This window comes from Aestuariibaculum marinum (genome assembly GCF_014596975.1).
GTDB lineage: Bacteria > Bacteroidota > Bacteroidia > Flavobacteriales > Flavobacteriaceae > Aestuariibaculum > Aestuariibaculum marinum.
This window is the reverse complement of sequence record NZ_JACVXD010000011.1, coordinates 1-14,484: the sequence shown is the minus strand read 5'-3', so window position 1 is coordinate 14,484 and position 14,484 is coordinate 1. Positions and strand designations below refer to the sequence as shown.

Here is a 14,484-nt window from a genome sequence, read left to right as displayed (position 1 = left end):
TTAATTTGGTTTGGTTAGTTGGCAGCTAATATCCATTGCAACATTTCATTTCACAATACAGCGCAATTGATAGCCTTTCAAATAAAATGTTTTTTAATACAATTTTAACCATTCATTTGTTGCATAAATTCTTTAGTTCTGTTCTTAATCTGCATTCTGAATCAATAATTAACACTTTTGAACAATAATGTTGAAGAAAAAAATTATTTGTTGAATCCTAAATTCTTATATTTCGAAAAAATTTAAAAGTTTGAAAAAAGGAATAATTACTTTATATATTACTCTGTTAAGCGCTTTCGGAATAGAATGTCAGGAATATTATTTTAAACATTACAAAGTTGAAGATGGCTTATCTCATAATACGATCTTAAGTTCTATACAAGATAAAAATGGTTTTATGTGGTTTGGAACAAAAAATGGACTTAATAGATTCGATGGATACTCTTTTAAACTTTTTCAAAATAACCCTGAAGATTCTAAAAGCATACAAGGAAACAGTATTGGAGCTTTACACGAATTTAATAATACATTATGGGTTGGTACTAATAATGGCTTATTCTGTTATAATGAACGACAAGAAAATTTTGACTTTATAGAAGAAACAAATGGTAAATCAATAGAAAGAATAGAAAATGATATGTCCGGTAATTTATGGTTTATAGCTTCTTCGGAAGTCCATAAATATAATCCTAACACCAAAGAAACACATATATTTTCTTCTCATGATAATTTTCATGCGACTTCAATTGCTAAATCTAAAACTAATGAAATATGGGTGACTTCCTCAACTAAATTACATAAATATGTTAAAGCAAACAATTCGTTTAAAACATATCTACTGAATGTAAAAGAAGATTCAAAGACTCCTTTTAGAATAACCAAAATTTTTAGTCTAAATGAAAATACGCTACTAGTAGGAACAACTAACCATGGCGTTTTAGTTTTTGATACAAACAAAAAAAAACTAGTAAAAAATAGATTACCTAATTTAAAAAACTCCCTATATGTAAGAGATTTTGTCTTAAATGGAAATGAAGAGCTATGGATTGCTACAGAAACTGGAATTTACATTTATAATTTAATTACCCACCATTGTATAAACTTAGTTAAAGATTACAATACCCCATATAGTTTATCTGATAATGCCATTTATTGCTTAACGATTGATGATCAAGGAGGTGTTTGGGCAGGCTCCTATTTTGGTGGTTTAAATTATTATACGCCACAGTATAGCATCTTTAAAAAGTATTTCCCAAATCCTTCTCAAAACTCAATTAGCGGTAATGCAATTAGAGAAATTCATTCGGATAAATATGGAAATTTATGGATAGGAACTGAAGATGCTGGTTTAAACAAATTTAACCCTAAAACAGGAGTGTTTACAAATTATACAGCTAAAAGCAAAGGAGGGATCCTATCTCACTATAATATTCATGGTCTTTTACCTATTGATGATGAAGTGTGGATAGGTTCCTTTGATCATGGGTTAGATGTTTTAGATATTAATACTGATAAAATAAAAACAAACTTTAACACTGGAGGCCCAAACAATTTACTTGATAATTTTATTTATTCAATCTACAAAACAAAAACCAATAAAATTATTCTAATTACAGGGTCTGCAATACAATATTTTGACAAAAAATCAGGTGATTTTATTCCAATTGAAGGAATTCCTAAAAACAATTTTTACACTACTTTCCTGGAAGATAACAAAGGTATTCTATGGGCGGGAACAAATACCAGTGGCTTATTTTACTATAATCCACACACAAAACAAGGCGGACGTTATCATCAAGAAAACGACACACAATTTAGCCTTAGTAATAATTGTATTAACGGACTATTTCAGGATAGTAAAAACAATATTTGGATTACAACTGAGAATGGCTTAAATGTATTAGATAGTGCTAAAACAAAAATTAATAAATTCACAATAAAGGATGGCTTTCCTAGTAATACATTTTATTCAGTTTTAGAAGAGCATCCTAACAAACTATGGATTACAACCGCTAATGGTTTAGTTGCTTTTAACCCTCTTAATGGTTCTAAAAAAATCCACAAAAAGATAAATGGATTATTAAGTGATCAATTTAACTACAACTCCTCATATAAAGCTCCGGATGGAACAATGTATTTTGGCAGTGTAAATGGATTGATAAGTTTTAATCCAAAAAACTTCCAGACACATACAAATAGTTATAAAACCTTAATTACTGGTTTACAGATAAACAATCAAAAAGCTATCGTTAATGCTCCCAACTCCCCATTAAAATCATCAATAACTTTTCTTGATAAAATACAACTTAAACCTAATGAATCATCATTCAGTTTAGAATTTGCTGCATTAAGTTTCTCTGGTCCTGAAACTACTGAATATTGGTATAAAATGGAAGGTATTAACGATTCATGGATTTCTTTAAAAAACAATCATAAAGTTTTTTTCACAGAACTACCTGCGGGCAGTTACAAGTTCAAAGTTAAGTCTTTAAATTATAATAGTGATCAAACTATTGAATCACCTCCTTTAGAAATTAAAATTCTGCCTGTTTTCTGGAAAAGCAATTTAGCTTATTTTATTTATACAATACTTTTTATTCTTTCTATTTATCTAACCATAAGATATTACCATAAAAGAAATAAGTCTATAAATGATCAGAAAATTAAAGAACTTAACAATATTAAAGAAAAAGAAATCTATCAAGCTAAAATTGAGTTTTTCACCAACATATCTCATGAAATACGCACACCTTTAACTCTTATTAAAGTACCATTGGATAAGCTACTAAAACAAACCTATTCCATTAATTCTGAGATAAAGGACAGCCTCTCCGTAATGGAAAAAAACACTACTAGACTTTTAGATTTAGTGAATCAACTATTGGATTTTAGAAAAACGGAAGCTGAAAATTTAAAACTCACCTTTATCGAAACTAATTTTACTAGCTTAATAAATAACACGTATCAACGTTTTTCTGAAATTATAAAAGACAAAAATATAGATTGTGAACTAAACCTAGGATCAACGGATGTTTACGCATATCTTGATGCAGAAGCCATCAAAAAAGTACTGAGTAACCTCATAGAAAATGCCATTAAGTATTCTCAAGATAAAATTAAGATTACATTAAGTGTTTCTGAAGAATCAGTCGTATTAAAAATTCAAAATAATGGAGAATTAATTCCTTCTCACTTATTTGAAAAAATTTTTAGTCCTTTCTTCAGGGTTTCTGAAAGCAAAACCCAAATTGGAACCGGTATTGGTTTAGCGTTAGCTCACTCCCTCACCAAACTTCACAATGGAAGTTTAACATTCGAAGTTAAAGAAAAACAATGGAATACGTTTATATTAAATCTTCCAATCCATCAAGAAAAGGAATTTAAAATTCATAGCAATTCAAAAGACATTAATATTATAGATGTGTCCGATAACCTCGTTACAGATTTAGATAACAACGATAATAAAACTAAAATATTATTAATAGAAGACGATATTGATCTTTTGAATTATGTGGCCAAAGATTTGAGTAATGATTATAAAATTTTCAAAGCTACGAATGGCATTGATGCCTTAAAAATTGTAGAAGACAAAAATATCCAGTTAATAGTAACGGACATTAAAATACCTGAAATGAATGGATTTGAAGTTTGTAAAACCATCAAATCATCTATAGAAACCAGTCATATTCCTGTAATTATGCTAACATCTAAAGATGCTTTAAATTCGAAAATTGAGGGCCTTGAATCTGGAGCAGATGCTTATATCCCTAAACCTTTCTCATTACCTCATTTAAGAACCCAGATAAATAATTTAATAGAAAACAGAAATAATATATTAGCCTACTATGCTAGTTCTCCCTTAGCACATTTTAGAAGTATTGCACATTCAAAAGCCGATGAAACCTTTATAGATAAATTAGATGAAATAATTTCTCAACATATTTCGAATCCTGATTTTAATGTAGACACTTTATGCGATATAATGAATATGAGTCGATCTACACTTTACAGAAAAATTAAAGAAATGTCTAACTTAAGTCCAAATGAACTTATAAATATTTCTAGATTGAAAAAAGGTGCTGAATTACTAAAAAAAGGGAATTACAAAATTTATGAAGTTTCAGAAATGGTAGGGTATAATTCTCAAACTAGTTTTGGTAGAAACTTTCAAAAACAATTCAATATGACACCTTCTGAATATATAAATTCTCAACTCTAACAGAAATATAATCTCTTAAAAGCATAAAAAAAACGCCCTTCCAAATGAAAGGGCTTTTTTTATTTTCTCAAAAGTAACTGTTTTTACTTTTGTAGTGTTTTAATAACTTGCTTATTAATAGCATTAACTCTTTCAAAATCCAATTTATCAACTTTTCTATCATAAGTCATAAATCCATTGACCTCCCCTTCTACATCTGTTGTTTGGGTGTAAACAGCAGCTGAAAAACCAAGTTTTATTAATTTCATTAAGTGTTGTGCGTATTTTACATATTCATCTGTAGTTTCTTTTGAATTTTTAAACTTTACATAACCCCAATTATTATTGGTTTTCCAAAGGTGATTTTCTAAAGGTAGTCCTATTCCTCCGTATTCGCCTAAAACCGTAACACGCTCTGCATCATACAAGAATAAATTTGGCCCTGGATAATGATGAAGATCCAATATATCTCCTGTTCTGTAATGATTTCCTCCACTAGCTGGATTTACTAATCTACTTGAATCATATGCTTTAGTCCAATCTGCTATTTCCTCTGTCTTAAATTGCCCCCATGCTTCATTGAATGGAACCCAAACTACAATACTAGGGTAAGAATACAAGTAATCCATAATCTCTTTCCATTCTTTTCTGTAAATCTGTTCTGATTCAGCAGTTCTTTTCAATTCTTTCCCATCAAAATACTTTCTACTTTGCCATTGTGGAGAAACTCCTCCATTAGGCATATCTTGCCATACCAAAATTCCTAATTCATCACAATGTGTATACCAACGAGCTGGTTCAACTTTTACGTGTTTACGAATCATATTAAAACCTAACTCCTTTGTTTTTATAATGTCGTATTTCAAGGCTTCATCTGAAGGCGCTGTATACAATCCATCAGGCCACCAACCTTGATCTAAAGGACCAAATTGAAAATAATCCTTGTTATTTAATTGCATTCTTACAATACCATTTTCATCCTTTTTGGAAGATATTTTTCGCATGGCAAAATAGCTCTTAACTTCATCAACCACTTTTCCTCTACTAATCAATTTAATCCTCGTACGATATAAAAAAGGTGATTCTGGCGACCATAATTTAGCATTTGGGATAGAAATATTAATATCTTGAGATGCTTCTGATTTTACATTCGAAATTACATTTTCTCCATCAAAAACTGTCACCTCTATGACATCCCCATATGAAGCTGCTTTTACATCCGCATTTATTTTGACTGTATTATTATCTATATTAGCCAATGCTTTAATATTTTCTATACTTTTAGTATTCGTTGGTTCCAACCAAACGGTTTGCCAAATACCTGTAACTGGTGTATACCAAATACCGTCTGGATTTTTCACCTGTTTACCTCTAGGTTGTTGTCCATCATTTGTAGGATCCCATACTTTTACCGTTAAGTTTTGAGAACCATTACCTAAAAACGGTGTTATATCAAATGAGAAAGGCGTATAACCTCCTGTATGCGATCCTACCTTAACATCATTAATCCAAACATCCGCTTTCCAATCGACAGCACCAAAATGCAACAGTATTTGTTTACCATTCCACTTTTTTGGTACAGTAAAATTGGTTTCGTACCAAACTTCCTTCGATGAACCCACAGTTTTCATAACCCCTGATAAACTAGATTCTATTGGAAACGGCACTAAAATATCGCCTTCAAAAATTTTAGGCTTATCATTACCATATTTTGTTATGCTATATTTCCATAACCCATTTAAATTTTTCCAATCACTTCTTTGCATTATAGGTCTTGGGTATTCACTTAAGACATTATCGGTATCTATAACTTCTGCCCATTTTGTTTTAATTTTATCTCCAGCTGGCTTCCACTGAGCAGTAAGAATAGTGGTAAACATTACAAATAAAATAAAGAGTTTCTGTTTTTTCATTTTCGTATTATTTATGTTAGTTGATTTAGATGTTATTCATAAATATTTATTCCAATTCACGCTTTGTAATTTCGATAATATTCATTCTTGAATTTCATCAAATAATTTTTTTTTATAAAGAAGCGTATATTTCTTTATTTTTTAATTTTTGCTTGTGTCATTGTTTCATAAAAACTAACCAAACAAGGCTTATAAGGGTGTATTCGTTTTAACATTGACACATAATATTGAATAGTGAGACTATTTGATAAAAGATTATACTTCCCTGCCTCTTATATTTGAACACCCTAGTAAACCGTGTAAAAATAAGTTTTTAATCTCCTTTATGATTGTTAACACATACATGCTTTACTTAAAATTAATAACAAAAGAAATTTTAAACTAAATGAGATTAACAAAACACATCAAAATTTTCAGTCTTCTTTTATTAATTATTGAAGCAACAACCTTGTGCGCTCAAGAAAAACTTAGAGCTCCAGCCTATCCATTAATCACCCACAATCCAAACTTTAGCATTTGGTCAAAAGATTCAGAACTTAATGGTTCAGCTACACAACACTGGACTAATCAAGATCACTCTTTACTGGGCATTTTAAAAGTAGATGATTCTTATTATCGTTTTCTTGGTGCTGAAACAAAAATCTATGAATCTGTTCTAGCCGCTTCGGATGAAATTAATTATGAAGCAGATTACTCTGAATCAAAACCAAAGTCTGGATGGGAAAAAGCCGACTATGATAGTAGCTCTTGGAAAAAAGGGGGAGCCCCTTTTAGTGATAACCCAAGGGATGCTAAAACAGTATGGAAAAGTAATGATCTTTGGTACAGACGCTCTTTCGATTTGAATAACACTAATTTAAAAAACCTGTATTTAAAACTTAGACATGATGATAATGTTGTAGTTTATTTAAACGGAGACAAAATTTATGAAACAGAAGGTTGGCAACATAGTTACAAATACATTCCTATTGATAAAAAATATATTAAATCTTTAAAATCAAAAAATAACGTATTAGCCATTCATATAAAAAATACAGCAGGAGGACAATGTTTAGATGCTGGTTTAGTTACCGAAGCTCCATCTATGCAAAACTTAACAATAAAAAAAGCCAAGCAAACAGACGTTGTTATAAATGCTAACCAAACCATTTATACATTTGATTGTGATAACATGGTACTTACAGCTACCTTTACTTCGCCGTTATTACTAGATGATTTAAATCTGATGAGTAGACCAATATCTTATTTATCAGTGAATGTAAAATCAAAAGATAATAGAAAGCATCAAGCTAAACTATATATTGGTGCTTCAAGTAATATTGCAGTATATTCACCTCAACAAGAGGTTGTTGTATCTAAATACACACAAAACAACCTCAATATTCTTAAAGCAGGGACTGTAGAGCAACCTGTTTTACAGAAAAAGAGTGATGATATGCGTGTAGATTGGGGATACTTTTATTTATCTGCCCACTCAGGTAAAACACAACACTATATCAGTGAAATAAACACGTCTTTGCTTCCTTTCGTATCTAATGAAAAAATAAATACAAAAACAGAAGTTACCGGTAAAAATTTAGTATTAAATACTATTAGTGATTTAGGTACTATTGGATCTGAAGAAGTAAGTTCTCTTTTTATGTTTGGATATGATGAGATATATAGCATTAACTATTTTGATACCAAATTAAAGCCTTGGTTTAAAAAAGATGGAAGTTCTATGGATAATGCTTTAGCAACAGCTTCAAATGAATATAACGATGTAATAGAACGAGTAAAAGCATTTGATGAAAAATTATATAATGATTGTTTAAATGCTGGTGGTAAAAAATATGCCGATTTATGTCTTTTAACATACAGACAAGCCATAGCTGCTCATTCCTTAGTAGAAAGTCCTGAAGGAGAAATTCTTTTTCTTTCAAAAGAAAACAATAGTGGTGGATTTATTAATACTGTAGATGTTACCTACCCATCTGCTCCGCTGTTTTTGATTTACAATCCTGATTTGTTAAAAGGCATGCTAAACGGTATTTTTTATTACAGTGAAAAAAGCGGTAAATGGTCTAAACCTTACCCAACGCATGACTTAGGTGTTTATCCTGTTGCTACTGGCCATATTTACGGTGAAGATATGCCTGTAGAAGAAGCTGGTAACATGATTATATTAACAGCTGCAATTGCTCAAAGAGAAGGTCATGCTAATTATGCAGAAAAACATTGGGAAACCCTTACTACATGGGCCGACTATTTAGTTGATAATGGTTTTGATCCAGGAAACCAATTATGTACTGATGATTTTGCTGGTCACTTAGCTCGAAACGCAAATTTATCTGTAAAAGCAATTATGGGTATTGCATCTTATGGTAAACTTGCTGGTATGTTAGGAAAGAAAGATGTCGAAAAAAAATACATAAGAGTAGCAAAAAAATTAGCTAAAGATTGGGAAAAAATTGATAACGACGGAGACCACTATAGTTTAGCTTTTGAGGCTAAAAACACTTGGAGTCAAAAATACAATCTTGTTTGGGATGAAATATTAGATTTAAATATTTTCTCAAAATCTATTCCTAGAAAGGAAATCAAATATTACTTAACAAAACAAAACAAATATGGATTACCTCTGGATAGTAGAAGAACCTACACAAAATCTGATTGGATTATGTGGACAGCAACCCTAGCCGAAAACAAAAGCGATTTTGATGCTTTAATTAATCCTGTATGGACCTATGCTAATGAAACTCCGAGTAGAGAGCCAATAAGCGACTTTCATGAAACTACGAACGCAAAACGTATAAACTTTAAAGCTCGCTCTGTTGTGGGTGGATATTTTATTAAACTTTTAAAAGTTTTAGAAAAGTAGATTACCTTTAACAATTAGTGAATCGTGATATAAAAAGGCCCCTCATTGAGGGGTCTTTTTATATCTCATAAATACAAACTTCAACAATAAATAAACACTTACAACAACCGTTTATAGTTTGTAGCTTCCATTATCCTACCTTTCCATCTGCCTAGGGATAACACTTATTAAACAGATGTTTTTTTGTGAGAAAAGTCGGGATGACAGGATTCGAACCTGCGACCACACGGCCCCCAGCCGTGTACGCTAACCGGACTGCGCCACATCCCGATATTGAAACTTATAATCAAAGAAAATACTTTTTAATAAATTTCAAAAACTTTTAAATAAAAACAAAAAGCCGAAGTAAATACTTCGGCTTTTTGTTTTTATTTAAATTTATACTTTATACCGCAGCAGAAGCCTCTACTGTAGCTTCTTTAGCAGCTAAATAACGCTCAGCATCTAAGGCTGCCATACAACCGGTTCCGGCTGCTGTAATTGCCTGGCGGTATACATGATCGGCGGCATCACCACTTACAAACACTCCCGGAACATTGGTTTTTGCCGTTCCTGGTTTATTGATAATGTAACCTGTTTCATCTAAGTCTAAATAATCTTTAAAGATATCGGTGTTTGGTTTATGCCCGATAGCCACAAAGAATCCTGTTGCTGGAATCTCATGTTTCTCGTTAGTCTTATTGTTATAAACTCGAACTGCAGTTACCACTTGTCCGTCACCAATAACTTCATCGGTTTCTGTATTGAATAAAATCTCGATATTCTCGGTGTTAGCCACACGTTCTGCCATGATTTTAGACGCTCTAAATTCATCGCGTCTTACCAACATGGTTACTTTTTTACAAAGCTTGGATAAGTAGTGTGCTTCTTCACAAGCTGAATCTCCGGCACCTACAATCACCACTTCCTGGTTTCTGTAGAAGAAGCCATCACATACCGCACATGCCGATACACCACCACCTAACTTCAAATATTTTTGTTCAGATTCTAATCCTAAATATTTTGCTGAAGCTCCAGTTGAAATGATTACCGTATCGCAATGAATCTCCTTTTCATCATTTACCCATACTTTATGAACATCACCTGAAAAATCAACCTTAGTAATCCATCCGTCTCGAATATCGGCTTCAAAACGTTGTGCCTGAGCCTGTAATTCCATCATCATTTCTGGTCCTGTAATCCCTTGTGGATAGCCTGGAAAGTTCTCAACTTCATTCGTGGTTGTTAACTGTCCGCCTGGTTGCGTTCCCTGGTATAATACCGGACTCATATTAGCACGTGCTGCATAAATCGCTGCTGTATACCCTGCTGGGCCCGACCCGATAATTAAGCACTTTACTCTTTCTATTGTATCTGACATAATTGCTACTAATTTTAATTAAAACAAAATTAGAATTTTTAATAGAAAACTAATACGAAAGTTATCAAAAGATATTATCAGACCATAATTAGTTATTATCTTCATTCGCTTTCATCACATTTTTTTCGTAAATTGTAGTAATCTGACTAATAACCAAATAAGACAATTATGAAATCAATACTCTTACTTCTCTGTACTACAATTTTACTATCCTGTAACCAAAAACCCAAGGCTGAACTCAAAAAAGCTGCTCCAACCAATGAACTTGATTTAAAAGGCGCATGGAAAATGACTAGTTATTTAAATTATAGCGGTGATGGATCTGTGGATACCATTAAAACTTCTGAGAAATTTATACAAATGAAAATGTTTTCTGAGAAAAAATTTATGTGGAATAGGTTTACCTCGTACGATTCCTCAGAATGGTTTGGTAGCGGAAACTATACCTTTAAAAATGATACCTTAGCTGAGCACACTGAATATGGTTCTGAAGCCTTGCTTACTGTTTTAGAAAAAGATAGTATACACAGATTAGATATTGTCTTTATAAACGAAGACTCCTATATGCAAACAGAAAAAGACAGCTTAGGAAACCCTATTTATGGTGAAATCTATCACAGAATAAAATAAAAAAGGTTGAACTCATGTTCAACCTTTTCTTTTTAGAAAATTTTACAATTATTTTCTAACAGATTTAATTATCTCTAAAGCAGCTTTTACATCCTGCTCTAATTTTACATAATCTTTATTCGCCAAAATCTCTTTTGAAATTAATTGAGATCCCATACCAACGCAAGTTACTCCGGCATCAAACCAACCTTTAAGGTTTTCTTCGGTTGGAGATACACCACCTGTTGGCATAATGCTTGTCCATGGTTGAGGCCCTTTAATACCTTTTACGAATTTAGGTCCGTATAAATCACCAGGGAACAATTTAACGATTTCACAACCAAGCTCTTCAGCTCTTGCTATTTCAGTTAAACTTCCACATCCAGGCGACCATAATACCTTTTTACGGTTACAAGCGATAGCGATATCTTCTCGTAAAACTGGAGTTACAATAAAGTTTGCCCCTAAAGCCATATATAATGAAGCAGCAGCAGCATCAGTTACTGATCCCACTCCCATAATCATTCCAGGAAGTTCTTTAATAGCATACTTAGTTAATTCTCCAAAAACTTCGTGAGCGAAATCGCCACGTGCAGTAAACTCTAATAATCTAGCGCCACCATCGTAACACGCTTTTAATACTTTTTTACTTAACTCGATATCACTATTGAAGAATAAAGGAATCATTCCTGTTTCTTTCATAGCCTGAGCTACTTCTAATCTTGTATATTGTGCCATTTTTAAATATTTTATCGAGCTACACGACCTGAAGCGTCACCACCCATTAATTTTTCAACTTCTGAAACAGTAACTAAGTTCGCATCCCCTTTAATCGTATGTTTTAAACAAGATGCGGCAACAGCGAAATCTAAAGCGTTTTGATCATCTTCCGGGTATTTTAATAATCCGTAGATTAAACCTCCCATAAATGAATCTCCACCACCTACGCGATCAACGATATCTGTGATTTGGTACTGACGCGTTTCGAACATTTTGTTTCCATCATATAATACACCAGCCCAAGTATTGTGTGATGCAGAAATAGAACCTCTTAACGTAGTAATTACTTTTTTAGCTCTTGGGAATTTCTCCATCATTTGCTTACAAACTGATAAAAACGCCTCTGCTTTAACATCGTGTCCTTGCGTTTGAACTGTAATTCCTTCTGGTTTGATACCGAAGTGCATTTCAGCATCTTCTTCGTTTCCTAAAACAATATCACAATAAGATGTTAACTCAGTCATTACAGCTTCTCTATGTGCGTCATCACAGTATTTCCATAATTTAGCACGGTAGTTTAAGTCTGTTGAAATAGTAATACCTTTTGCGCTAGCAGCTTTAACAGCCTCTAAACAAGCATCGGCAGCACCTTGAGAAATTGCAGGTGTAATACCTGTCCAGTGGAACCACTCTACACCTTCAAAAACAGCATCCCAATCCACCATTCCAGCTTCAATTTCAGCCATAGCCGAGTGCGCACGATCGTAAACCACTTTACTACCTCTTGATACGGCACCAGTTTCTAAGAAATAAATTCCTAAACGGTCACCACCCCAGATAATCTTATCTACGTTAACACCACGTTTACGCATTTCCATCATTGCACATTCTCCAATATCATTTTTTGGTAAACGCGTTACAAAATCTACAGATACACCATAATTAGCTAATGAAACGGCAACGTTAGACTCTCCACCACCATACACAACATCAAAATTATCTGCTTGCGAAAATCTTTTAAATCCTTGAGGAGCCAAACGAAGCATGATCTCACCAAAAGTTACTACTTTACTCATTTTTTTAATAGTTATTAATTATTTATTCAAAATTTAGTTAAACGTTTAAGCAGTGTTTAGAAAAAAAAATTACCATTATCAAAATACTTAATTTTGATTATAAAAAGTATTACAGTAATTTTGCTTAAACGATTAAGCAAATATATAAAAAAATTGACCAACAAAAAAAAATCAACTATAAAAGACATTGCTAATGTTTTAAACATTTCGCCGGCCGCAGTTTCTAAAGCTTTACACGACGATTCCCGCATTAGTGACAAAACCAAAGAAGCTGTTAAAGAGGTGGCTAAAAAACTAAACTACCAACCCAACCACCTGGCCAGTGCCCTTCGTCGTGGTAAAAGTAATCTGGTTGGTTTAATTGTTCCACGAACCAACAGCAACTTTTTTTCGTCAGTCATTCAAAATATTGAGGAGGTTTTAAACAAGAAAGGCTACAACATCATCATTACACAATCTAACGAATCTTTCAAAAAAGAATGTAGTAATATCGACACTTTGTTATTTTCTCAGGTAGATGGTATTATCGCTTCTATGGCTAATGAAACTGTAGATTTAGATTATTACGAAAAAATAAAGTCGAAAGGTATTCCGTTAATTTTATTCGACCGTGGTGAAAACGATTTAAATGTCGATTACATTGGAATTAATGACTACGATAGTAGCCATATGATTGTAGAGCATTTAGTTGAACAAGGCTGCAAACGCATAGCACATATTGGTGGCTACCGACATACCCGAATTTTCAATAACCGAGTTAAGGGCTACGTTGATGCGATTAATAAGTACAACTTACCTCTTGAAAACGAATTACTAATTGAAAGTAGTTTAACCATTGAAGATGGGAAAAAGCAAATGCAACAATTATTAGCCTTAGAAAACAGACCGGATGCTGTTTATGTGGCAGCCGATTACGCCGCTCTGGGCGCGCTACAAGCACTTGAAGAAGCGCATGTTAGAGTTCCTGAAGACATTGCTTTGGTAGGCTTTGGAAATGAACCTTTTACTGCCTTAGTAGCGCCTTCAATCACAACAGTAAATCAGCATAGTGCCGAAATTGGAAAACAAGCTGCACTAACTTTTTTAGAACGTGTAAAAACACCTAACAAAAAGCAAACCCTGAATAAAGTTATCTTAGGTGCCGAGCTTATTGTTAGAGATTCATCAAATAAAAAGAGGTAATGCGCCTCCAAATAAAAAAGGTTTCAAGAATCTTGAAACCTTTTTTATTAACTATTCTGTTTTTATACTACTGCATAAAATCCTCACGAATAGGATTAAACACATCAATTAAAACACCAGCCTTTTTACAAACCGTACCATGCATGGTATTTGGAGGAATATAAAGTCCGTCGCCTTCTTTTACTAATTTCACGGCATCTCCAACGGTGAATTCAAATTCTCCACTTGCCACGTAAGTGACCTGCACATGCGGGTGTTTATGCATCGCTCCAACTCCTCCAGCTTCAAAGCTTACATTCACCAGCATGATATTGTCATCGTAACCCATTATTTTGCGCTTAATACCGCCGCCTAAGTCTTCCCACTCGATATCATCCCCTAATAAAAACACCTTACTCGCACCAAAATTTGCCATAATTTAAATAGTTTTCTCAAATGTAAGATTTTAAAATAGAAAGCTTAAATGAATCCGTTTTTAATCTAGGATAAACTAAACCACTATGGACTTGAAGTCCATAGGTTTGTTACACGAGGGACTAAAGTCCCTCTTTCTTACTCTAATATGA

Annotated in this window: 9 protein-coding genes and 1 tRNA gene; 4 read left to right on the top strand and 6 right to left on the bottom strand. The window is 32.9% G+C overall.

Going from position 1 to position 14,484, the window contains the following annotated elements; translation table 11 throughout:
- The first annotated feature begins 250 nt into the window (after nucleotides 1–250).
- On the top strand, nucleotides 251–4,219 hold the full coding sequence (locus ICJ85_RS14180) for a hybrid sensor histidine kinase/response regulator transcription factor (RefSeq protein ID WP_188224461.1): 3,969 nt from the start codon (nucleotides 251–253) through the stop codon (nucleotides 4,217–4,219).
- A gap of 83 nt (nucleotides 4,220–4,302) precedes the next feature.
- Here ICJ85_RS14180 and ICJ85_RS14175 read toward each other — a convergent pair whose 3' ends face one another.
- On the bottom strand, nucleotides 4,303–6,111 hold the full coding sequence (locus ICJ85_RS14175) for a glycoside hydrolase family 2 protein (RefSeq protein ID WP_188224460.1): 1,809 nt from the start codon (nucleotides 6,109–6,111) through the stop codon (nucleotides 4,303–4,305).
- A 385-nt stretch (nucleotides 6,112–6,496) separates the two neighbouring features.
- Here ICJ85_RS14175 and ICJ85_RS14170 point away from each other — a divergent pair, with 385 nt between their 5' ends.
- On the top strand, nucleotides 6,497–8,971 hold the full coding sequence (locus ICJ85_RS14170; protein ID WP_188224459.1) for a glutaminase family protein: 2,475 nt from the start codon (nucleotides 6,497–6,499) through the stop codon (nucleotides 8,969–8,971).
- Between the two features lie 195 nt (nucleotides 8,972–9,166).
- On the opposite strand, the gene ICJ85_RS14165 is transcribed toward ICJ85_RS14170, so the two are convergent.
- Nucleotides 9,167–9,241 (bottom strand) — tRNA-Pro (locus ICJ85_RS14165).
- A gap of 115 nt (nucleotides 9,242–9,356) precedes the next feature.
- On the bottom strand, nucleotides 9,357–10,331 hold the full coding sequence (gene trxB / locus ICJ85_RS14160) for a thioredoxin-disulfide reductase (RefSeq protein WP_188224458.1): 975 nt from the start codon (nucleotides 10,329–10,331) through the stop codon (nucleotides 9,357–9,359).
- Nucleotides 10,332–10,499: 168 nt separating this feature from the next.
- On the opposite strand from trxB, the gene ICJ85_RS14155 reads away from it, so the two are divergent.
- Nucleotides 10,500–10,961, top strand: coding sequence for a hypothetical protein (locus ICJ85_RS14155; RefSeq protein ID WP_188224457.1), 462 nt, complete (start codon nucleotides 10,500–10,502; stop codon nucleotides 10,959–10,961).
- Nucleotides 10,962–11,009: 48 nt separating this feature from the next.
- On the opposite strand, the gene ICJ85_RS14150 is transcribed toward ICJ85_RS14155, so the two are convergent.
- Nucleotides 11,010–11,678 (bottom strand): bifunctional 4-hydroxy-2-oxoglutarate aldolase/2-dehydro-3-deoxy-phosphogluconate aldolase, encoded by a 669-nt coding sequence (locus tag ICJ85_RS14150; RefSeq protein WP_188224456.1) that lies wholly within the window; start codon nucleotides 11,676–11,678, stop codon nucleotides 11,010–11,012.
- Between the two features lie 11 nt (nucleotides 11,679–11,689).
- Nucleotides 11,690–12,736 (bottom strand): sugar kinase, encoded by a 1,047-nt coding sequence (locus tag ICJ85_RS14145; protein ID WP_188224455.1) that lies wholly within the window; start codon nucleotides 12,734–12,736, stop codon nucleotides 11,690–11,692.
- Between the two features lie 153 nt (nucleotides 12,737–12,889).
- Here ICJ85_RS14145 and ICJ85_RS14140 point away from each other — a divergent pair, with 153 nt between their 5' ends.
- Nucleotides 12,890–13,918: a LacI family DNA-binding transcriptional regulator gene (locus ICJ85_RS14140; RefSeq protein ID WP_188224454.1), complete on the top strand. Its 1,029-nt coding sequence runs from the start codon at nucleotides 12,890–12,892 to the stop codon at nucleotides 13,916–13,918.
- A gap of 67 nt (nucleotides 13,919–13,985) precedes the next feature.
- On the opposite strand, the gene ICJ85_RS14135 is transcribed toward ICJ85_RS14140, so the two are convergent.
- Nucleotides 13,986–14,333, bottom strand: coding sequence for a cupin domain-containing protein (locus ICJ85_RS14135; protein ID WP_188224453.1), 348 nt, complete (start codon nucleotides 14,331–14,333; stop codon nucleotides 13,986–13,988).
- Nucleotides 14,334–14,484 lie beyond the last annotated feature (151 nt).